Source organism: Thiomicrorhabdus immobilis (genome assembly GCF_021654855.1).
Classification (GTDB): domain Bacteria; phylum Pseudomonadota; class Gammaproteobacteria; order Thiomicrospirales; family Thiomicrospiraceae; genus Thiomicrorhabdus; species Thiomicrorhabdus immobilis.
In genome coordinates this window covers 2,451,463-2,474,659 of sequence record NZ_AP024202.1, presented here as the reverse complement: position 1 = coordinate 2,474,659, position 23,197 = coordinate 2,451,463, and the positions used below count along the sequence as shown (strand labels likewise).

Genomic DNA, 23,197 nt, shown 5'->3' with positions numbered 1-23,197 from the left:
ATATTTTGATTGATTTTAAGCGACCAGCTGATTTTTAAGCTTGTTTAAAGCCTGGGTTTCAATCTGACGGATACGCTCCATCGACACGCCATATTGTTCTGATAAGGCTTTTAAGCCAGCTTTATCTTCTGATAACCAGCGTTGTTGCAAGATATCACGGCTACGGTCATCAAGGGTCGCTAATGCTTGTTGCATACGTGCCATTTCATAATCGGCTTGGTTTTGCTGTACCAGCGCGGTTTCCGGATCGGCTTCCTGGCTGATTAAAACCGGAAATGTCACGTTTTCATCGTCATCGGCAGACATATCCACGGGTAAATCTTTACCGTATAGACGAGTTTCCATCTCCAAAACATCTTTACGAGTGACACCTAACTCTGCGGCAACGCTATCGGCATCTTTATCACTAAACCACTCTAAAGACTGCTTGGTACTGCGAAGTTTGAAGAATAATTTACGTTGCGCTTTGGTTGTGGCCGTTTTCACGATACGCCAGTTTTTGATGACATACTCGTTGATTTCAGCACGAATCCAATGAACCGCAAACGTCATTAAACGTACGTTTTCTTTAGGATCAAAACGTTTTACCGCTTTCATCAAACCGATATTACCTTCTTGGATAATGTCACCTAGTGGCAAACCATAGCCGCTATATGAACGGGCAACTGGCACAACATAACGTAGCGAAGATAAAATCAACTGACGTGCTGCTTCAACATCGTCTTGATAATATAGTTTTTCAGCCAGAGCAAACTCTTCTTCTGCGGTCAGTTTTTGCACACTTTGAATTGTGTGCAAGTAAGACTCCAGGTTTTGGCCTGGAACTAGCTGACTAGACAACGCATGCACTGAAGGTAGGCCTTGAGCCTGTGTTCCTTGTGGGTAAGTTGTAATAGACATAAACACACTCCATTAACTTGTTCTTTATGTAATTTAATATACATTATTTTTAGCACTCTTTGCAAGAGAGTGCTAGATATGTTCATGATTAATCAATACTCTTGGGCTTTAAGAAAAAACAGCAAAATCAGTAAATTATTGTAAAGGGTAAAGTGATTAAAGAGTGACAAATCAATAGTTGGCTCGTATAAGCGAGCCGTTGTAAATCGGTCGTGATTTTGTCTTGACTATCTTGATATGCAGCTCGGCTTTATGGCCTTAATGTTGCTTATTTTAACAGCATATACTAAGTAATTAAGCAAGTGTGGCTATATTGATTACTTATTTGAATATAATATAGCTATAAATCATAGCTATAAATCATAGCTATAAATCGTTTCTTTTAGGGACTGGGATTATTAATTTGAGAGGTCATTGCCAATGAGTCATCATCCTACTAAACAAATAGCCGTCAAAGGGCTAAGTACTTCACAAAGTGTTGCGATTTATTTTGTGTTGTTTTTAGTTATCAACGCTGTTGGCTTTGCTTCCTTTTTAACTCTACAAGAGCGTAGTGTCACACAACTTCAAGTATTAAAGTTAAAGATAGATCAAAAAAGTGGCATTACTCATGATTTACAAAGAAAGATGGGGTATGGGCATTTTATTCATGATTTTAAAAACTTTGTTATCCGCGGAGAGTCCGATTACCGTACTCAAAGTTATCTACAGAAGATTCAGGAAAATCATGACTCCATCCAGCAAGATATTGAAACCTATCGTGGCTTAGGTGATTTGCATCCTCTAGAGGTTAAAGCGTTAGATGAGGTGGGAAAAGTCATTGGGAATTACCTAATCCAAGCGAAAAAAATCCAACAAATGCATCAGCAAGGCATGAGTGTCGAAGAGATTGATAAGCAAGTTATCGTTGACGACAGACCCGCTATGGATGCGATGGAAGCAGGGTATCAATATCTAGAGGCTGACTCTAGAAGGCAATTGCTGGCACTGCAAAAACAGGATCAAAGGGCTCAAACGATTAATTTGGGTACGGTATTACTGTTATTGATCCTTTTAAATCTTATCGCCTTTGAGGTTTTCATTCGCCGTGCATTGATAAAACCCATGACGAAATTGCATCGGGTCATCAAAAACTCGATTGATGAATCGACGGGTGATATAAAAAGGACCAGCGAAAACCCGGTAAAAGGTGCGCGTGAAGTGCAGCTATTAGGCAAGGATTTACATTGGTTATTGGATTCGGTCGGTGATCACCTGGATGAGATTAACAATATTAAAACGGTTGTTGATCAGAGTTCGTCAAATGTGATGTTGGCTGATAATGATTTGAATATCACCTATATGAATGACGCGATTGTCAAGACTTTGAAAACGGTGGAAAAAGATATTCAAAAATTACTACCTCACTTCTCAACGGCTAAATTAGTTGGTCAGAACATCGATATTTTCCATGTTAACCCAGCGCATCAGCGTCATCTGTTGGGTAGTTTGAAATCAACCTATACCGCCAAATTGACATTGGGTGAGCTGCATCTAGAAATCATCGTCAATCCGATTTGGGGTAGAGAAGGTGAGCGTGTCGGGTTTGTTACCGAATGGCGTGATGTGACGCAAACGGCCCGTTTAGAAAAAATGCAAACGGCCGTTGAGCAAAACCTAAAAGTGATGGTGGAGAAGGCCTCTCGTGGCCATATTGGTGAGCAAATCGATGTTTCTACCCTGGAAGGTTTCGTGCACGATTTGGGAGAGCAGATCAACACCATGTCCCTTGCTATTTATGAAGCTAATACTAAGATTTCAAACGTCATTCAAGGTCTTGCCAATGGTGATTTGACACAGCGTGTGGATGGTGAATATGAGGGGATGCTGGGTGATATTAAAAATGCCATAAATCATTCATTGGATAATTTGTCACAAATCAATGCCCAGGTAATTGTCTCAATCGAGCATATAGCAGGTGATATTCAAGCAACTTCCGAACGTAATTCAAATGTATCGCAGCGTATTCATCAGCAAGCGGCATCGATTGAAGACACGGCATCCACCATGGAAGAGATGACGGCGGCTGTGCGTAATAACGCGGCCAATGCGCAACAAGCCAATGAGTTGACTCTGCAAGCCAGTGAGAAGACCACCGAGGGTGCGGAGGTAATGACACAAACCATCGAGGCCATGCAACAGATTAGAGAGTCGAGCAATCAGATTGAGCAGATTATCGGCTTGATTGATTCCATTGCTTTCCAAACGAATCTATTGGCGCTGAACGCTGCGGTTGAAGCGGCGCGTGCGGGTGAGCATGGTCGTGGATTTGCCGTGGTGGCTTCAGAGGTTCGTAACTTAGCCGGTAAGTCGGCAGATGCGGCTAAAGAGATCAAAGTATTGATTGATCGTTCGGTTTCACAAGTTGAACACGGTACACAATTAGCGGAGCAGTCTGGTGACTCCTTAAATCAGATAAACCAGGCAATCACCCATGTTACCGAAATGGTGGGTGAAATCGCATCCTCTTCTCTTGAACAATCTCAAGGTATCGAGCAGTTGAATCAGGCAATCGTTTCCATGGATAAGAATACCCAAGAAAACGCGAGCTTGGTCGAGCTTTCCGCCAACAGTACTTTAGCGATTGCTCGCGAAGCTCAGCAGCTTGTCGAAAGAATGCAGCAATTTAATATTTCACGTCAATTTATCGACCAAGCTAAGAAGAACCTAGGGGTCAATAAGCCAGCTCAAGTGGCTAGCCCTGTTAAAACGGTTAAGCCGGAAGCTGCAAAGCAAACACCGGTAGCTTCACCTAAAAAACCGGTTATAAAAGCTGTTGAACCTGTCAAGCCTGCCAAACCTAAAATCACCTCAGGTGATGATAGCCAAGAGTGGTCAGAGTTTTAAGGTTATCCATTAATTTAATGCGCCGTACCTAGTTGCGGCGTTTTTTATGGGGTATGTTCAATATAGATAAAGTATCGATAAATTTACGAGCGTATCCATCTAACCATCATGATGATGGTTTTTTTGTGCCTGAACTTTATTCTATGGCTTAACTTAAGGCTATGACTTGGCGAGTTGATTGGGCTAGCTTGTGTCGCCACAAAGAGCCTGTTTTCTTGCGTGTTTTAGGGAGTAAATGACCGCTGTGGCTGACTTATTTATTTGTCAATCTGATTGAGGTTTTGAACTGCTGAACCAATAGAGAATATTGATAATAATAATTATAAGGCAGTGGAAGATAAGTTTGAAAGTTGATGGATAGAGAGGGTTCGCCTCAAAAAACGTGCAAACAAAAAAACCGAGATAAACTCGGTTTTTTTGTATTCATAGGCAATTAATTTTGTGGTAGTTGCCCTGTTTGTTGCATCATCTCCATCCACGCATCGCGTAGTTCGGTCAAGATTTCAATCGAGCTATCAAGGTAGAAGGTATCTTTTTCAAAAACGGCTTCTTGGATGCTTTGATCCGCGTAACGATATAACTCCTCCAAATCATAAGCAAGCGGAGTGTCTTGCGTTAGATTCAAGCGGTCGCGTAAAGCATCCAAGATGGTGGTCATGCGCCCTAGGTGAAAGCCTTTTTCCACTAATGCTTGGCTCTGGTGGCAAACTTTCGCTAAGTTGCCTTTATCAACTGCGCCTTGTAGCAGTAATAAAACGGTTTTTCGTGGGTTCTCTGCTAATTGTTGCTCCGCTTCTTGATTGCGGCGGTACTCTTCTAAGATTGGTGCTTTAACGTCATGTGCTGTCGTGTTATTCAAAGTCATCAGGTTTCCCCTTTAAGTAATGTGTGTTTAGCTGGCAATGGCTTTTTGTTTTTTTGCAAAACTTAAATTCAGACTCAAGTTTTTGCTTTGCCTGTCGTTCAGCATAAGCTGTGCCAAAAAATAAAACAGCGAACGGTGGAGGGTGGTAAATAAAGCGTTTTGGGTGGGGTTTTTATTTGTTAACTTATTGATATATAAGGTGTTAAATGGATTTAAACTGATTTTTAGAAATGGACCGAATAAATCACCAGGCCTGGTAACTTATTGAAGTGTCAAAAAATAGCGGTTAATAATTTGATGGATTCCTGGCGTGTTGCCAGCGGGTTAATAATTTGTCATTCCAGGCGTTTTAGATAAATAAAAGCCCCGTCTATCACAGCTCTTAAAGATAAAGGGATAAACGGGGCGAGTTGTTTTATGGCAAGAGGTGTAAGAGGGATGGACTAAAAGCTGACCTTTACACTCGCGGCCGCTTTATTGGCTTTAGCAATCGCTTTTTCAATGCTTTCCGCTCTGGCAATGGCGACTCCCATTCGGCGACGTCCATCAATATCGGGTTTTCCAAATAGGCGAATTTGGGTATCTGTATCCGCTAAGGCTTCTTCTAAGTTGGAAAAATTGGTTTGGGTGGATTTCCCGGTTGGTAATATCACGCTGGAAGCACAATAGCCATGTTGGGTGATGTTGGGAATCGGCAAGCCAAGGATTGCGCGTGCATGTAGGGCAAATTCGGATAAGTCTTGTGACATTAAAGTAACCAGGCCTGTATCGTGCGGGCGAGGGGACACTTCACTGAAGTAAACCTGGTCACCTTTGATGAATAATTCAACCCCAAATAAACCGCGTCCGGTTTCACCGCAAAGGTTGTCGGCGACTTTTTCGGCAATCTCTTTTGAGGTGGCAATCGCTTGTTGGCTCATGGCGGCAGGTTGCCAAGATTGGCGGTAATCGCCATCTTCCTGGTGGTGGCCGATTGGTTCACAGAAGCTGATGCCATTTTCATGGCGCACGGTTAATAAGGTGATTTCATAATCAAAATCCACAAACCCTTCAACAATCACGCGGCCTTTGCCGGCACGACCACCTTCCTGAGCATAATCCCAAGCAGACTGGATATCAGCAGCGGTTTTAATGACGCTTTGGCCTTTACCTGATGAACTCATAATGGGTTTTACTACACACGGCATACCAATACGCTCAACGGCAGCGGTAAAGTCTTCCAAGGTGTCGGCAAACTCATAAGGTGATGTCGGGATATTCAATTCTTCAGCGGCTAAGCGACGAATTCCTTCACGGTTCATTGTCAATTGGGTGGCACGTGCGGTTGGTATTATTTTGACACCCTCTTTTTCCATGGCCGCTAAGGTGTCAGTGGCAATGGCTTCAATTTCCGGCACGACCATGTGCGGTTTTTCCAGTTCAATGATTTTTCTCAGAGCCTCTCCATCTAGCATGTCAATGACATGACTACGGTCTGCAACCTGCATGGCTGGGGCATTTGGGTAACGATCAGCGGCAATCACTTCTACCCCAAAACGTTGTAATTCAATGGCAACTTCTTTGCCTAATTCGCCTGCGCCACATAATAGTACTTTAACTGCAGTGGGTGAAAATGGTGTACCAATGCTAGACATGGCATCTCCTTTGCTAAGAGGTAGTTAAGAAAAACAAAGAGCCAATTTATCGGCAACTTTAGACAAAACTTTAGAAAAGTTTTTATAAAACCGCTAAACGACCGGCAATTAAATAACAGCCCATATTATACGGCATTTGAATTGCAAAATCGCCAAACGGAATACGAGGTTTACACCATGTTAGAGTTAAGCAGCCAAGTAGAAAAAGACACCAAAACTTCTGATGAAGTGGCTCGTTTTTTACAGTCTGAACGTAACCGCTCGCAACTATCTGCTGATCGTCAGGAAAAAGATGACGGCTTTAGTGTTAAAAAAATGATGCGTGCGTTGCAAACTCGTTTTTCTCATACGGGTGATATCTCTAGCGAAATTGCAAAAATGGTCGAGGCACAGGTTCAGCAGCGTACTCGTGAACTGTTTCGTCAAGCAAACTATGACGACTTAACGCATCTACCAAATCGTTCATATTTCAATAGCACTTTAGAGACCTTGGTTATTAAGGCTGAAGATGCGAATACTCAATTTGGACTGTTGTTTTTAGATTTGGATGGTTTCAAAGCGGTCAATGATAATTTAGGACATCAAGCCGGCGATGAATTATTGCGAAATGTCAGCGCCCGTTTAATGTCTGCTGTTCGTGAAGGTGATATCGTAAGCCGTTTAGGGGGTGACGAATTTGTGGTGTTGATTGCCGATGTTAACGACAAAGAGTTGATTGAAGGCATTAGCCAGCGCATTATCACAGAAGTCAGTCGTGCCTACTGGATCAACGGCAATGAAGTGGATATTTCGACCAGCATTGGTATCGCCTGTTTTCCAGAAGATGGAAAAACCTCTACCGAATTGGTAGAGCGTGCCGACCAAGCGCTATATGCATCAAAACACGCTGGACGTAGCACTTACCGTTTTTTCTCTGATATTGGTGAGCGGGTTATCTCGCAAAAACACCAATTGGTGAATCGTTTAGAAGCAGCGGTAGATAATGGCGAAATTGAAAGTGTGTTTGAACCACAAATCGATTTAAAGTCAGGTTGTATCGTTGGCGCAAGCATTACCGCAAAGTGGGCTGAAACAGAAATTGAAAACCCATATCTAACCAACTGGATTGAGCTGTTAAACGACAGTAAATCAGCTTATAGCGTAGGTGCTTGGTTGATGGATTCAGGTTTATATTACCTACAGCAGTGGCAGCAATTTAATGATGAGATGATGGTTTCTATCCCCGTGGTTGACGCTCTATGGCAACAGCAGGATTTGGTCAGCGTGTTAAATGAACGTTTTGCGCATTATGGTGTGTCGGCTTCTCAAGTTCAGTTAGAGTTCTCCCTCACCTCATTAAACGAAAATACCCAATTACATGCGATTTTAAATGCGTTGACCGCCGCTGGTTATCAAATCACTTTAAGCGAAATTGGTAAATCGCCTTTGGATTTGGCGTTATTAACACAATTAAACCTCCAGGAACTGAAATTGAATCGCGATTGGTTGCAAGACAATATGAGTAACCAAAAAGGTCAAAAATGGGTGCAGGCTTTAGTGCAAATGGCCAAAACTTTGGATGTGTGTGTGATTGTGACCGGTGTTGAATCGAATGAGCAGGCGACAGAGTATAAAGCAATGGGCTGCTCAATGGCTCAAGGTGACAATTGGTCGGCACCGATTGCGGCTGAAACGTTTCAGCAGCAAATCCAGCAGCAACTGCCTGTGATTGCATAAACAGGCCGTAAGCCAACTAAATTACCGAACATTGTTACATTAAGCTCCATAAACGGGGCTTTTTTTGTTTATAGCCTGGCTGTTTGCTTTCTTGGGGTTTTGATTGACCCCGTCTGGTTCAATGGTTACGATTGAAGTATGCCGGGTCAATGGAGAATAGATAGCATGTTAAAAGAGCTCAAGCTGAACCATTTTTTATGGATTGCCATTTTTTTTATTGCGCTTATTTGGTCGGCGATTCACCCTAAAGACAACTTGACCTGGTTTTTGGAAGTGTTGCCGGCTTTAATCGGTTTTGCGGTATTGGCATATACGTTTCGAACATTTCCTTTAACGCCACTGTTATATGTTCTCATTTTGATTCACTGTATTATTCTTATGATTGGCGGGCATTACACCTATGCCGAAGTGCCATTTTTTGACACTTTGAAACACACCTTTGATTGGTCACGAAACAACTACGATAAGGTTGGCCACTTAGCCCAAGGTTTTATCCCTGTTTTAATTGCCAGAGAAGTGCTTATTCGTAAGCAGGTGGTCAACGGCCAGGCCTGGACAAATTTCCTCAGTGTTTCTATTGCCTTAGCTTTCAGTGCCTTTTATGAACTGATTGAGTGGTGGGTGGCTTTAACATCAGAAGAGGCGGCCGAAGCTTTTTTAGGCACTCAAGGTTATGTTTGGGATACCCAATCAGATATGGGATATGCTTTGTTTGGCGCGATTTCAGCCATTGTCCTTTTGACAAAAATGCATAATAGGCAGCTGGCAAGGTTTTCTAAATAAGTGTTTTGTTGAGGGGAGGTAAAAAAACCTAGGAAAGGAATGAGTGATTCCTAGGCAAGATAGGCACTCGATTAAAAGCGCCATGGAGGAAAGATCCAAGCTTATTGAATTGATCAGAGTAATAAGCTTTGAATCGAAGTGTATCAGCTTTTCATTATATGTGTGAGGTTTACTTAGCTAATAAATTTTATTGCTTAATAAGATTTATTACTTAATGAAGTCCATTACTGAATGAAGTTTTCAGATTTACCAATTCGCCCAATGTAAACCCGTTTTCTTGAGTGGAATAAAAAACGCCCGCTGATTCTGTTGATTAGCGGGCGTTTTGGGTTGTGGATTGGTGGTTAATAGAACTGATTTGCTGTAATCAAATACGATCCAGCATGCCTAAAATCACTTTAGCCGAATGGGTCGCGGCTTGTTCCAGGTATTTTTCAAAGGTCACTGCGTTCTCTTTTCCGGCAATATCCGATAATGATCGGATAATCACAAACGGTTTTTCAAAGGTATGGCACGCTTGCGCTACCGCCGCGGCTTCCATTTCACAGGCAATCATTTCCGGGAAGTTCTTACGGGTATTGGTCACATCGGCCGGTTGATGCATAAAACGATCACCGGTGGCGATCAGGCCATGCATATGCACCACTTCTTGCAGGGCTTCAATGCTCTGTTGTGCGGCTTTTACCAAATTTTCATCTGGCAGAAAACATGCCGGCAAGCCTGGTACTTGTCCCAGGTCGTAGCCAAATGGAGTCACGTCCACATCATGATGACATACCGAACTGCTGATCACAATATCGCCGACATTCAAATCGGTATGAAATCCACCGGCTGAACCAGTATTGATAACGTAGTCCGGATTATAAAGGTTGAGCAGAATCGTGGTACTGATGGCGGCATTGACCTTACCAATCCCCGAACGCAACAAAACAATTTCGGTACCGTCGATTTGTCCTAGATAGTATTCAAACCCAGCGTGTGTTTCCGTGGTTTGGTTATCGAGTTTGCTACGAAGAAGAGAGACTTCTTCTTCCATCGCTCCAATAATGGCTATTTTCATGAAAATTCCAACCTTAAACTTCGTTACCCAGTGACTTAAGAGTGTCTTCGCTTAAGGCGATATCGGCATTCTTGTTGACACCAATTCCGTGGTCGATAATGTCTTGAGCAATCTCTTTGGCTTCTTCTAAAGAGTGCATCACGTAAGTGCCGCACTGATATTCGTTAAGCTCTGGAATATCTTCCATACGTTGCACGTTCAGCACGTCTTTCATCGAGGCCAGCCAGGCTTCCGCGACTCTATCTTCAGCTGGTGAACCCAGTAAGCTCATGTAGAATCCTGTACGGCAACCCATAGGTGAGATATCGATGATTTCAACTCCGTTACCATTTAGATGGTTACGCATGAAGCCGGCAAAAAGATGTTCTAAGGTATGGATACCTTTTTCACCCATCATCGATTCGTTTGGCTTATTGAAGCGCAAGTCAAACACAGTGATGGTGTCGCCAGAAGGTGATGTCATCGTTTTGGCAACACGTACCGCAGGGGCGTTCATGATCGTGTGATCAACGGTAAAGCTGTCTAGTAATGGCATGGTTTACGTCCTTTTTATAATTGGTCATCAGGCTTGAGCTCATCTTTAAGCTGCCAGCCATTGTCGGTTTTAATAAATAGATAGTTCTTTTCAAATTCAAGTTGGTCGCCTGCCTGAAATTCAGGAAGGGTCATTTTCAGCAGGCCGATTGCCATGCTATTGGTGATTTTTTCGAGGCTCGATAATGAGGAATCATTCATCATGCTTTTAGCATACTCTTCTAGGCTTTGTTGAGCGGTTCCGGTTATGGTGAGTTCGGCGACATAGTGAGTGTCGTTCTGTTTATAACCGTTTTTCTTCACTACATTGCTGGCGACAAAAAGGCCTTTAAGTTCGGAATCGAAGCGTTCAGCGGCCATAGACTTTATGTCACTCTCGGAAGGTTGAGTGATGCCCAGGCAGCCGCTTAAAGATAGAGTTAATGCAAAAATGAGAGCGATAAAACGCGATTGAGAGAACAGGGATTTGGCTTTTAACATAAGGTTTCCTAACGATAAGTCCTGACAATGAATTGAGTGATTACCGACTCATTTTTAAAAGATAAAGCATACCACAAACCGCCTGGCCTGGTGTTTTGGATTCTATCGTTTCAGGGAGGCCAATAAGTTGGCCTGATCAGGAAAAGGTAATGGTTTTGAGGTGTTGATGGTTGTTTGTATTGCTTTCCTAGTTTTTGCACCAATACAAGGCTTTTATGTTGTTTTTGGAGTATTGTGGTCGCAAAATAATTCTGCCACAAACAGTGGGTTTCTCCTCTTTAACATATTGTTAACTAATTGATATTAAATGAAAATATGCTTTATATTACGAAAGGTTTTATAGCCTTGTTGTTTTTCTTGGCACATTAGTTGCATCGCTTAATGGGAATAGCCGATTTTTGCTTGTTTTCGGTGCAATGTTTTTTAATGGCCGCTATGCAGGTTTCAAGGAGTCAATGTTGAGTTTAAAGAAATTGCTGTTTACCGATCTAGACGGCTCATTGTTGAATCATCATGATTACGATTATTCATCCGCCATGCCTGCGATGCAGAGGTTGAACTCTGAGCAAATACCGTGGATTTTAACCACCAGTAAAACGGCGGCAGAGGTAGTTGAGCTAAAAGCGGAGCTGAATAATCCCTATCCTTTTATTGTTGAGAATGGTGCGGGTATTTTTTGGTCAAAAGAGTCGCTAGATTGTGATTTGTTGCTGAAAAGCCTGGTATCAAACAACGCTTCAATGTCGGCTCATGCAAACATTGAAAATTGGGGGGATGGTTTTCAGTATTTGAGTTTAAACCTGGTTTCATTGCCACAAATTTTACAACTGGCTAGAGATTATAAAACTCAGCATGGAATCGATTATCTTGGTTTTTCTGAAATGGACGCTCAACAAGTGATGGGGTGTACCGGATTGTCTTTTGAAAATGCACTTAAAGCCAAACAGCGTAACTTTTCAGAACCGCTACTTTGGAAAGACAGTGAACAGGCGTCAATCGAATTTAAACGTGCCATGAGTCGGCAAGGTTTACAGGTGCTTAAAGGTGGACGGTTTGTGCATTTGATGGGGTTAAGCAATAAAGGTTTAGCTCTCAAGGTCTTGGAGGACTATTACCAGCAGGCCTGGCAATCCAAGATTGAAACCATGGCTTTAGGAGATGGTGATAACGATATCAGCTTACTGGAAGCGAGTGATAACCCGGTCATCATTTCCTCTCCTGTTAATCCTGCGCCACTGGTAAAACATAACAAGGTTTTTGTCACGCAAGAGAACGGCCCAAAAGGGTGGAATCAAGCAGTGTTAGATTGGCTTGAGTTAGATTAAGGAATCAAGAATTTAAATTTCCCAAAGCAGGGAAGGAGTAACTATGGACTTTTATCAAAACGGCATTATCACAACTTTACATAATCTTGTAGACAGATCCATCGAGGATATGGAATCTGATTTACTTAAATACAGTAAAACCAGGCCATTAGGTTTGATATTGCCAAGTTTATACTCCGAACTGCAAACCCCCGCATTAAGCAGAATCGTTGAAGAGTTAAAATCGGTTCCTTATTTGGAGGAGATCGTTGTTGGGTTGGATAGAGCCAATGAGGCGGAATATCGACATGCTTTAGAGTTCTTTTCTGTATTGCCGCAAAACGTTAAAGTCATCTGGAATGATGGCCCTAGAATGAAAGCGATTCACAAAAAACTGGTAGAAGAAGGGATCGCTCCAGAAGCGCCGGGTAAGGGACGGAATGTCTGGTATATGATCGGTTATGTATTGGGTTCGGATAAGGTCGAGTCGGTTGCATTACACGATTGCGATATCGTCACCTATGACCGCTCGTTATTGGCGAGGTTGATTTATCCTGTGGCCAATCCGCAGTTTAACTATGCGTTTGCCAAAGGGTTTTATACCCGAATTGCCAACCAGACCATGAACGGCCGTGTGACCCGTTTATTGGTCACGCCATTGATCAGAGCATTGCAGAAAACCGCAGGTGAACAAAATGAACGTGCCGATGAGTATCTCAGTCATATCGACTCTTATCGTTATCCGTTGGCAGGCGAGTTTGCGTTTAGAACCGGGGTGATTTCCGATTTACGAATTCCTTCTGACTGGGGATTGGAGATTGGTGTGTTGTCGGAGATGAAAAGAAACATCAGTTCTAATCGAATTTGTCAGGTGGATATTGCCGATATTTACGACCATAAACACCAGGATTTATCGGCCGATGATGCACAAAAAGGGCTTTCTAAAATGTCGATTGATATCAGCAAGGCGTTTTTCCGTAAGTTGGCCGCCGAGGGAGTAACCTTCACTCAAGAGGGCTTTAGAACCCTGAAGGCAACTTATTACCGTATTGCCTTAGACTTGATCGAGTCTTACCGTAATGATGCCATTATGAATGGCTTAAAACTGGATGTGCATAAAGAGGAAATTGCGGTAGAAATGTTTGCTGAAAACATCATTAAAGCGGGTAATCACTTTTTAGACGCGCCGATGGAAACGCCTTTCATTCCTTCTTGGAACCGAGTGTCTTCGGCATTTCCAGAAATCATGCAAGAAATTACCGATGCCGTCGCTGCCGATATGGAAGAGTACAAAGCCAAATAGAAAAAATAGATATCAGAGGTCTTCATTATGAAAACAGTGCAAGCCAGCCAGCAAGCTTACGATGCGTTAATTGAGCGCATATCGCCGTTAATTCAATCTCTGTATCCTGATGAGGACACGCTTGAACTGGCACAGCAATTCATAGAAAAGACCGGCATTGATAAAAGTCATTGTGAGATGCCGTTATCCCATCAATCGCATTGGAATGAGCAGGATGTGATGGTCATTACTTATGGTGATTCCATCGTCACTGACGGCGAAAAGCCGTTAACAACACTCAAGAAAACGTTGGATCGGTTTTTAAAAGAGAGTCTCTCGATGGTGCATATTCTGCCTTATTACCCTTACACCTCGGATGGTGGTTTTGCGGTTTCCGATTATGAAATCATCAATCCAAGTTTAGGCACCTGGGATGAAGTTACTGAAATCAGCCACTCATATCGAATTATGGCGGATTTGGTGATTAACCACTGTTCAAGTGAGCATGCCTGGTTTAAGGGCTTTATGGCGGGTGACCCTAAATACCAAAACTATTTTGTGCAGGCCAGTTTAGAAGACGATTTATCGCAAGTCGTTCGGCCAAGAACTACGCCATTGTTAAGACCGACCATGACTCCAGGGGGCGAGAAATACGTTTGGTGTACCTTCAGCCACGATCAAATCGATTTAAATTTTTCCAATCCAGAGGTGTTTCTAGAAGTGATGCGTCTGATTTCGATGTATATCGATAAAGGCGCGAGTATTTTCCGATTGGATGCGATTGGCTTCTTGTGGAAAATTATCGGCACCAGTTGTATGCATTTGCCAGAAACCCATCAAGCGATTCAGTTGATGCGAGCCTTGATTGAATATCGTTTGGCCGATGCCATTATCATCACCGAAACCAATGTACCCAAACGTGAGAACCTCACCTATTTTGGTAACGCTAACGAAGCGCATATGGTTTACAACTTCTCTTTACCGCCGTTGTTGATTAATTCGCTGTTGACCGGATCAGCCAAACACTTAAAGACCTGGTTGATGTCGATGCCGCCGGCGCAGATGGGAACCACCTTTTTGAACTTCATTGCCAGCCATGATGGCATTGGTGTGCGTCCGGCAGAGGGGATTCTTGATCCAGAAGAACTTCAAAACATGATTTATGCCTTACAATCCTTTGGAGCAAAAGTCTCTTGGCGAACCGGTTTAAACGGTGAAAAGCATCCTTATGAGATTAATATCGCCTTGATTGATGCTTTTAAAGGAACGTGTGAGGGTGAGGATGAGTATCAGGTGGCCCGCATGTTATGCGCCCATGCGATTGCCATTGCATTAGAGGGCGTGCCGGCGATTTATATACATTCTTTCTTTGCAACTGAAAATGATTATGACAGTTTGGCAAAAACAGAGCATAATCGTGATATCAACCGTCACCAATGGCAAGAGAGTGAATTAACTGCCTTATTAGAAGATAGCCGTTCCAAGCATTACGCTGTGTTAAACGGTTTAAACCGCTTAATCGCGTTGCGTAAACAACATGCCGCATTTCACCCTAATGCCACACAATTTACCTTGCATTTGGATGATGCTTTGTTCGGGTTTTGGCGTCAGAGTTTGATGCGTCATCAGAGTATCTTTGTGGTGAATAATGTCACGAATCAATCACAAATATTAAATTTGGCTCAGCTAAACTTGATTGATATGGACGAGTGGAAAGAGATTATTACCGATGAAATGATTACCGATCTCTATGGAGAGATTGAGTTGGCGCCATATCAAACGGTATGGATTACTAACCGCTGGTAAAGCAAAAACCATCCACCTCTTTTTAAGAATTTTAAATAACAATCAACTTCATTGATAAAGAATGAAATAAGGAATCGCATATGTCAGCTGCAGATATTGGTTTAATCGGACTTGCTGTTATGGGTCAAAACTTGGTTTTGAATATGGCGGAGCATGGTTTTCATGTATGTGTGTATAACCGCTCAGAACAAAAAACCAATGAATTCATCGAAAATCGAGCAGCTGGTTTTCCAATCAGTGCCGCTTATTCATTACAAGAGTTGGTCGATTCCTTAGCCGCGCCGCGTAAAGTCATGTTGATGGTCAAAGCGGGTGAGGTGGTCGACAGCTTTATTGAGCAGCTTGTACCATTGCTGGATGAGGGCGATATTATTATTGATGGCGGTAATTCTTTATACACCGATTCAAACCGTAGAACCAAGGCGCTTGCCGAGAAAGGCATCCTCTTTATTGGTACCGGGGTTTCCGGGGGAGAAGAGGGGGCGCGTTTTGGTCCTTCGATTATGCCGGGCGGCAACAAGCAGGCCTGGGAAAGTGTCAAACCGATTTTTCAATCGATTGCCGCTAAATCCGGTGAAGAGGCGTGTTGTGACTGGGTAGGTGATGACGGTGCGGGCCACTATGTGAAAATGGTACACAACGGTATCGAATACGGCGATATGCAGTTGATTTCAGAAGCCTATCAGCTGATGCGTGAAGGCTTGGGCATGAGTGCCGATGAATGCCAAGCGGTGTTTGCCGAATGGAATAAAGGTGTGTTGGACTCTTATTTGATTGAAATCACTGCAGAAATCCTAACCTTCAAAGACAGTGACGGTGAACCGCTGGTCGATAAGATTTTAGATGCGGCTGGCCAGAAAGGCACTGGCAAGTGGACTGGAATCAGTTCATTAGAGCTGGGGATTCCTGTGACCTTGATTACCGAATCGGTGTATGCCCGTTGTTTGTCGGCGTTAAAATCTGAGCGTGTGCAGGCTTCAAAAATCTATCCTCGTACTGCGCAAGCAAAGACCTATTCGGATGACGAGAAACAAGCGATTATCGCTTCGATTCACGATGCTCTTTATGCCTCAAAAATCATCTCTTACGCGCAAGGTTATATGTTGATGGCCGAAGCGGCCAAAGCCTACAGCTGGGACTTGAATTATGGCGGAATCGCATTGATGTGGCGCGGCGGTTGTATTATCCGCAGCCGTTTCCTAGAAGAGATTAAACAGGCCTATCAAACGGAACCCAACCTGGCGAATTTATTACAAGCTCCATTCTTTGAAAAAGCCATTAAAGGTGCTGAGCACCATTGGCGTAAAGCGGTGGTGTTTGGTATTGAACAGCAGATTCCTACGCCTACCTTAAGTTCGGCATTGGCGTTCTTTGACGGCTATCGCAGTGCGGTAGTGCCGGCAAACTTATTGCAAGCGCAGCGTGATTACTTTGGCGCGCACACCTATGAACGTGTTGATGCTCCACGTGGAGAGTTTTTCCACACCGATTGGATTCAGTCGGGTGGGAATGTCAGCTCAACGACTTACGAGGTTTAATGATGGTTGAAGCCAATACATACGTGGTTTTTGGGGCGACGGGGAACTTATCTCTGACCAAATTAATGCCCGCGTTTTACCATTTGGAAGCGGTAGGTCGTTTACCGAAAGGCATGCGAATAGTCGCAATCGGTCGCCGCGAATGGCAACAGGCCGATTGGCAAAAAGAGGTGCAAAAATATATTGAGCCCATCGCGCGTGGCGGGATTGACCATAAGGTGTTTGACGCCTTTGCGGAACGCATGGACTATGTGCAAATGGATATTTCCGAGCCGGAAGCCTACACCATGCTGGCCGAAACCTTGACCAACCCAAAATACTCGCCAAATATCGCCTTTTATCTGTCATTAGGCCCCGACCTGTTCGGGGGGGTCACCAGCCAATTAAAAGAGCATGGTTTACTGGATGAGATCAAAGGCTGGCGTAGAGTCGTTTTAGAGAAACCATTCGGTTACGATGTGGAAAGTGCCAAGGCGTTGCAAAATAAAATCAGTAAGGCGTTATCGGAAGAGCAAACTTACCGTATTGACCACTACCTTGGAAAAGGCATGGTGCAGAACGTAATGGTGTTCCGTTTTGCCAATGCCTTGATGGAGCCGTTGTGGAACCGCAATACCATCGACCATATTCAAATCACCCATGCCGAAGATAAGTGTGTCGGTACGCGAGCGGGTTATTATGACCACAGCGGTGCCTTGCGCGATATGATTCAAAGCCACCTATTGCAGTTATTGGCTCTGGTGGCCATGGAACCTCCGGCTTCAATGGATGCCGAATCGCTGCGTGATGAAAAGGTCAAGCTACTTAAGTCGATACGTCCTATTCAAAAGAAACAGGTCAAGGGTCAAGCATATCGAGCGCAATATACCGATGGCTTTATTCATGGTAATGCCATGCATAGTTATTTGGATGAACCGGGGGTGGCCAAAGACTCGGTAACCGAAACCTATGCGGCTTTAAAGTTGTATATCGACAACTGGCGTTGGGAAGGTGTGCCGTTTTATATTCAAACTGGTAAGAATATGAAGCAGTCCAAGACCTTGGTGTCCATCTGTTTTAAACACCCTCCCAAGCAGTTCTTTAGAGATTCCCAGGTTAAAAAGATGGAACCTAATTGGATTATCTTTGGGATTCAGCCAAATGAGTCGATTAAAATCGAGATGATTGCCAAACAACCAGGCCTGGAGATTAACACCGAGCAAATCAGTTTGGATGCGGCGATGAAATACGATGAAAACTCTAAAATCGATGCCTATGAAGAACTGTTACTGGATGTCATCAAAGGCGACCGTTCACTGTTCTTGCGTTTTGACGAAGTCAAAGCGGCCTGGGATGTGGTGGATCCTGTATTGACCGAATGGGCCAGTCAAACCGACTTTATTGATACCTATCCATCAGGCAGTTGGGGGCCGGAAGGTTCGCAAAAACTGTTTGATCATAGTGATCAATACTGGCGAACCTATATCAACCAGCACTGTAAAGAGTAAGTTGAGGTGAGGCCGATGGCGAATACTTTACCTGAGAATTGGCTTGTGTTTGATGAGGCCGAGCAACTCGCTCAAAAGCTAACGTCGGAAATTTTGCAAATCGCCCAGCAAGCGATTCAACAAAAAGGAGCGTTTCATTTTGTGACCGCTGGCGGCTCAACCCCAAATCGGTGTTATCAACTGCTCAGTCAGGCGCAAGCCGACTGGCAATATTGGCATATCTATATGGGAGATGAACGGGTATTGCCATTTAATCATCCCGAACGTAACTCTCAAGCGCTACTCAACCACTGGTTGAAGAACAATCTTATACCCGTCAAAAATATTCACTTTATTAATACCGAGGCAGGCGCTCAAAAATCTGCTAAAGCCTATGCAAAATTAATTGCATCTGTTGATCATTTTGATGTCTGTTTATTGGGCATGGGTGAAGATGGGCATACCGCAAGTTTGTTTCCAGGGCACAAGGACTGTGAAAGTGTTCAAGAGGTGTTTACGGAACAGGTTCATAATCAACCATCTCTCATTATTATCGAAAATAACTCCCCTAAGCCGCCTTCTCAAAGAGTGAGTTTAAGTTACTTTGCTTTTAATAAATGTGATTTAGTCATTAAGTTAATTACAGGGGATGGTAAACGTGAAGCCGTACAGCTATGGTTAACAGAAGGGGCTGAACTCCCAATTCAAAAAGTTAAAGGTAAACAAACCAAGGTATATATTAGCCAAGAGGCTTTGCCAATCTAAGTTCTAGATAATAGAAATTCAGCGATTTAATTTTGGTTTTAAATTTTCAATTTGGTACCTTAACCACAACTTAAGTATTTATTAAATCTAAGATTCCTCTTTTAGAGTATGTTATAAATGAGAGAGTGAAAAACTCAATTAGCCTTTTAACAAAATTGATTTCTAAGCCAACAAGAATAGTCAATAAAGTGAAAGAGTATGAACGAAGAACAAACTGATGTGTATATCGTCCTGATTAGTGTTCACGGTCTTATCCGTGGAAATAACCTGGAGTTAGGAAGGGATGCGGATACAGGTGGCCAAACCCTCTATGTTCTTGAACTCGCACAGGCCTTATCAGAAAGACCAGAAGTTGCTAAAGTCGAGCTTTTTACCCGATTAGTTAAAGATGACTCGATTGACCCTGAATATGCGCAACCAATAGAAAAGATAAACGATAAACTGTCTATTGTTAGAATGGAAGCGGGCCCAGAAGGGTATGTTTTTAAAGAGCAGTTGTGGGATTATCTTGATATCTTTGCCGATGATATGATGGAATATTTTCGCAATCAGGAACATTACCCAGACATTATCCACAGCCATTATGCCGATGCCGGTTATGTGGGTAGTCAGTTAGCCAATCAATTATCCATTCCCCTTATTCATACTGGTCATTCGTTAGGTCGTGTAAAACGAGCAAGGCTGTTTGCCAACGGTGTGTCTAGCGAAGAGATTGAAAGTCAGTACAACATGTCTAGGCGTATTAACGCCGAAGAGCATGTTTTGGCGACAGCAGAAAGAGTCATTACCAGTACCCATCAAGAAATTGAAGAGCAGTATGAAATATATGATTTTTATCAGCCTGAGCAAATGCGAGTTATTCCTCCAGGAACCAATCTAAATCAATTTCAGCCACCACGTGGCGACGAGCTTAGTTCAGAGCTTTATCAACAGTTAACTTATTCTCTAACAGATACAAATAAACCAATTATTCTTGCCCTTTCTAGACCTGACCCGCGTAAAAATATTTCTGCGTTAATCGAGGCTTACGGTCAATCACCCGAGCTTCAAGAAAAAGCCAATTTATTGATTATTGCGGGTAATCGAGATGATGTGGATGATTTAGAATCTGGAGCACAAGAAGTGTTTCATGAAATCTGGGCAATGATTGACCGTTATGATTTGTATGGCAAGGTCTCTTTGCCCAAACATCATTGTCGTAATGACGTGGCATTTATTTATCGCATTGCGGCCGCATCAGGCGGCGTTTTTGTTAACCCGGCTTTAACTGAACCGTTTGGATTAACCTTAATTGAGGCATCAGCATCAGGATTACCCATTGTGGCAACTGAAGATGGTGGACCAAGAGATATTATTGAAAACTGTCAAAACGGCATTCTCATCGATCCATTAGAGCCGCAAACGATTACCCAGGCATTACTTGATATGTTTAATCAGCCTGAAATGAAAAATAAAATGATTGAACACGGCTTGAGAGGGGTAAAACAACACTACGCATGGAAAGCCCATGCAGAAACCTATTTAAAGTTAATCACCCCAATTGTTGAAAAATCAGAGCGATTACCTAGAACGCCAATTTCAAGACGTTCGGCCATGTATCGAGACCGTGCTTTAGTAACCAGTCTTGACCATAACTTGATAGGTAATCCAGAGGCCTTAAGTAAGCTCATTGCGTTGTTGAAAGAGCATCGTAAATCCACCTTATTTATTGTAGCAACCAACAGAAGAATGGATTCGGCTCTGCGTTTACTCAAACATTACAAGCTTCCAGAACCCGATACCTTAATTACCAGCTCGGGAACCGAAATTTACTATGCCCCTAAACTCAATAAAGATAAGTATTGGACAAAACACATCGATTTTCATTGGGTGAGGCATAAAATTAAAGACCTTTTAGACGGCCACCCGGGTTTATCTTTGCAGCCAAAATCAGAACAATCGCCGTTTAAAATCAGTTATTACCTTAATGAGGATGTAACCGATCTTGATCATATTAACGGTATTCTTCACCAAGAAGATGAGTCCGCAAATACTCAGCTCTCATTTGATAAATACCTAGATATATTGCCTATGCGAGCCTCTAAAGGCATGGCCTTACGCTATGTGGCAGACCGTTGGCAAATACCATTAGAAAATATCTTGGTGATAGGAGGTTCTGGTGCAGATGAGAATATGATGCGCGGTAACACTCTTGCTGTGGTGGTCGCCAACCGTCACAAAGAAGAGCTTTCGCATCTTCCAGAACTCGAGAAAATTTACTACGCCAAGAAAAGTTATGAAGAGGGTATTTTAGAAGCTATTGAACACTTTGATTTTTTTGGTAAATGTTGCCCTCCAGATTTACAAACAGCAGCCAAATCAAATGCTGAAACCGAAAAAAATCACTCTCTAGAAAATGACTCCCCAGAAAACGAGGAGGTTTAGTGGTGAAATTGCTACTTTGTACGGATATGGACCGTACGGTTATTCCCAATGGCATGCAAACAGAAGCCGTTGATGCCCGTAAGACGTTTACCCACTTTTGTGATTTGCCAACGGTAAATTTAGTTTATGTGACAGGCCGTCATTTGGCATTAATGCAACAAGCGGTTAGGGAATATCAATTGCCGCAAGCAGACTATGCCATTACCGATGTCGGTACTCGAATTTACCATTACCAAAACCATCAATGGCACCCCATAACTGCGTGGGAAAAAGAGATTGATCAAGATTGGCAAAACAGCGACTTAAAGGTTGAACCAAAACAAATTTATGATTTGCTTAGTTCAATACCAGGCCTGTCACTACAAGAGTTTGAAAAGCAGAACTCACATAAAATCAGTTTTTATATTGACCTTAAAAAACTCGATGAACAAGCCTGTTTAACTCAAGTTAAAAAACAACTTGCCCCGTTAAATATCCAAACCAATTTAATTTGGAGTATTGATGAAACCAGTCATACCGGTTTACTTGATATTTTGCCACCCAAAGCCAATAAACTTCACGCTATAGAATTTTTACAGCATTATTTAGGCTATGCCGCCCAAAAAGTGGTGTTTGCAGGTGATAGTGGCAATGACCTTGAAGTATTAATCAGCCCAATTCAATCGGTTTTGGTCGCCAATGCCACGGCTGAGCTAAAACAACAAGCGTTAGAATTGGTAAAACAACGTGGCACTGAACAACAGTTTTATCAAGCCATTAATACTAGCCATAATAACGGAAACTACAGCTCAGGTGTGTTGCAAGGCGTTATGCATTACCTGCCAGAATTTACCCAACTAATTCATAATGTTAGCCAATCGGCTGAAACACAAATTACCTTATTTGGTGAAGTTCTCTTTGACTGCTTTAGTCAGCAAGGTCAAGAGATGCAAGTTCTGGGCGGAGCCCCTTTTAATATCTGTTGGCATCTGCAGGCTTTGGGTGATAACCCTATTTTTATTTCACGAGTGGGTGATGATGTTCTTGGTAAAAAGATTATTCAACAAGCCATAGATTGGGGGATTTCTACAGACAATATACAAGTTGATGAACAGCATCCAACAGGCCAGGTGCAAGTGACATTTATTGAGGATGAGCCGCACTACGATATTAAAATTAACAGTGCTTACGATTTCATCAATCAAGCTGAAACGTCGTTACCAAATCCAAAAGGTATTCTCTATCATGGGTCGCTTGCGTTACGAACGGATGCAGCAAAAAAACAGTTTCAAAAATTGGTTGATTCTGGCGATTGGGATATTTTTCTGGATGTGAATTTAAGAGCACCTTGGTGGGATAAACACAGCCTAATTCAATGGATCAAACAGGCAAAATGGGTCAAACTGAATATTGATGAATTGCGTGAATTAGGATTTGTGCAATCCAACCTTGAAACCGCAATCAAAGCATTTCAAATGGAATTTGGTAATGAGCAGGTGATTGTTACTCAAGGTGCTCAAGGCGTTACCGTTTTGACAGCAGACGGTTTTTTTAAAGAAACTCCAGACAAAATTAATCAATTTATTGATACGGTGGGTGCGGGTGATGCCTTTACCGCAGTGTATATGCATGGTTTAATAAAAAACTGGTCAACTCAACAAACACTCGCTACAGCACAGTCGCTCGCTAGCAAAATCATTGGCATTCGTGGTGCCACACCCAATAATAAATCCTTTTATCAGTCGCTACTCGCTGATTCAATACAAACTAGTTAA

General features: G+C 42.7%; 17 protein-coding genes. 11 read left to right on the top strand and 6 right to left on the bottom strand.

Features of this window, described 5'->3' with window-relative positions; all coding sequences use genetic code 11:
* Positions 1-15 precede the first annotated feature (15 nt).
* A complete protein-coding gene (gene rpoH / locus L6421_RS11150) occupies positions 16-900 on the bottom strand; it encodes an RNA polymerase sigma factor RpoH (protein WP_237261867.1) in 885 nt (294 codons plus the stop codon).
* 420 nt (positions 901-1,320) lie between these two features.
* Between rpoH and L6421_RS11145 the strand changes: the two genes are divergently transcribed.
* A complete protein-coding gene (locus tag L6421_RS11145; protein ID WP_237261866.1) occupies positions 1,321-3,786 on the top strand; it encodes a methyl-accepting chemotaxis protein in 2,466 nt (821 codons plus the stop codon).
* 433 nt (positions 3,787-4,219) lie between these two features.
* Here the strand turns inward: L6421_RS11145 and L6421_RS11140 are convergent, their stop codons facing one another.
* The gene (locus tag L6421_RS11140; RefSeq protein ID WP_237261865.1) at positions 4,220-4,651 is read right to left on the bottom strand and encodes a flagellar export chaperone FliS; all 432 of its coding nucleotides are present in this window, start codon (positions 4,649-4,651) and stop codon (positions 4,220-4,222) included.
* A 443-nt stretch (positions 4,652-5,094) separates the two neighbouring features.
* Entirely contained in the window at positions 5,095-6,285 is a 1,191-nt protein-coding gene (purT, locus tag L6421_RS11135; RefSeq protein ID WP_237261864.1) for a formate-dependent phosphoribosylglycinamide formyltransferase, read from the bottom strand.
* 177 nt (positions 6,286-6,462) lie between these two features.
* Here purT and L6421_RS11130 point away from each other — a divergent pair, with 177 nt between their 5' ends.
* Positions 6,463-8,001, top strand: coding sequence for a putative bifunctional diguanylate cyclase/phosphodiesterase (locus L6421_RS11130; protein WP_237261863.1), 1,539 nt, complete (start codon positions 6,463-6,465; stop codon positions 7,999-8,001).
* Between the two features lie 165 nt (positions 8,002-8,166).
* Positions 8,167-8,784 (top strand): DUF2238 domain-containing protein, encoded by a 618-nt coding sequence (locus L6421_RS11125; RefSeq protein WP_237261862.1) that lies wholly within the window; start codon positions 8,167-8,169, stop codon positions 8,782-8,784.
* Positions 8,785-9,151: 367 nt separating this feature from the next.
* Here L6421_RS11125 and mtnN read toward each other — a convergent pair whose 3' ends face one another.
* The 3 genes from mtnN to L6421_RS11110 are packed head-to-tail and all read right to left on the bottom strand — an operon-like array spanning position 9,152 to position 10,858.
* Positions 9,152-9,844 carry a 5'-methylthioadenosine/S-adenosylhomocysteine nucleosidase gene (mtnN, locus tag L6421_RS11120; RefSeq protein ID WP_237261861.1) on the bottom strand — a complete coding sequence of 231 codons (693 nt, stop codon included), beginning with the start codon at positions 9,842-9,844 and terminating at the stop codon, positions 9,152-9,154.
* A gap of 13 nt (positions 9,845-9,857) precedes the next feature.
* Positions 9,858-10,379, bottom strand: a complete 522-nt coding sequence (gene luxS / locus L6421_RS11115) for an S-ribosylhomocysteine lyase (RefSeq protein WP_237261860.1) — start codon at positions 10,377-10,379, stop codon at positions 9,858-9,860.
* Positions 10,380-10,393: 14 nt separating this feature from the next.
* Complete coding sequence (locus L6421_RS11110; protein ID WP_237261859.1) at positions 10,394-10,858, bottom strand: hypothetical protein; 465 nt, start codon at positions 10,856-10,858, stop codon at positions 10,394-10,396.
* Positions 10,859-11,316: 458 nt separating this feature from the next.
* On the opposite strand from L6421_RS11110, the gene L6421_RS11105 reads away from it, so the two are divergent.
* The 8 genes from L6421_RS11105 (at position 11,317) to L6421_RS11540 (ending at position 23,197) form a co-directional block, all read left to right on the top strand.
* A complete protein-coding gene (locus L6421_RS11105) occupies positions 11,317-12,183 on the top strand; it encodes an HAD-IIB family hydrolase (protein ID WP_237261858.1) in 867 nt (288 codons plus the stop codon).
* Positions 12,184-12,226: 43 nt separating this feature from the next.
* Entirely contained in the window at positions 12,227-13,465 is a 1,239-nt protein-coding gene (locus L6421_RS11100) for a glycosyltransferase family protein (protein ID WP_237261857.1), read from the top strand.
* A 27-nt stretch (positions 13,466-13,492) separates the two neighbouring features.
* Positions 13,493-15,250: a sugar phosphorylase gene (locus L6421_RS11095; RefSeq protein ID WP_237261856.1), complete on the top strand. Its 1,758-nt coding sequence runs from the start codon at positions 13,493-13,495 to the stop codon at positions 15,248-15,250.
* Between the two features lie 80 nt (positions 15,251-15,330).
* Positions 15,331-16,788: a decarboxylating NADP(+)-dependent phosphogluconate dehydrogenase gene (gnd, locus tag L6421_RS11090; RefSeq protein ID WP_237261855.1), complete on the top strand. Its 1,458-nt coding sequence runs from the start codon at positions 15,331-15,333 to the stop codon at positions 16,786-16,788.
* A gap of 2 nt (positions 16,789-16,790) precedes the next feature.
* Entirely contained in the window at positions 16,791-18,275 is a 1,485-nt protein-coding gene (gene zwf, locus L6421_RS11085) for a glucose-6-phosphate dehydrogenase (RefSeq protein ID WP_237264496.1), read from the top strand.
* 15 nt (positions 18,276-18,290) lie between these two features.
* Complete coding sequence (gene pgl / locus L6421_RS11080; RefSeq protein WP_237261854.1) at positions 18,291-19,019, top strand: 6-phosphogluconolactonase; 729 nt, start codon at positions 18,291-18,293, stop codon at positions 19,017-19,019.
* Positions 19,020-19,217: 198 nt separating this feature from the next.
* Positions 19,218-21,443 carry an HAD family hydrolase gene (locus L6421_RS11075; RefSeq protein WP_237261853.1) on the top strand — a complete coding sequence of 742 codons (2,226 nt, stop codon included), beginning with the start codon at positions 19,218-19,220 and terminating at the stop codon, positions 21,441-21,443.
* Positions 21,444-21,445: 2 nt separating this feature from the next.
* Positions 21,446-23,197 (top strand): PfkB family carbohydrate kinase, encoded by a 1,752-nt coding sequence (locus tag L6421_RS11540; RefSeq protein WP_311195283.1) that lies wholly within the window; start codon positions 21,446-21,448, stop codon positions 23,195-23,197.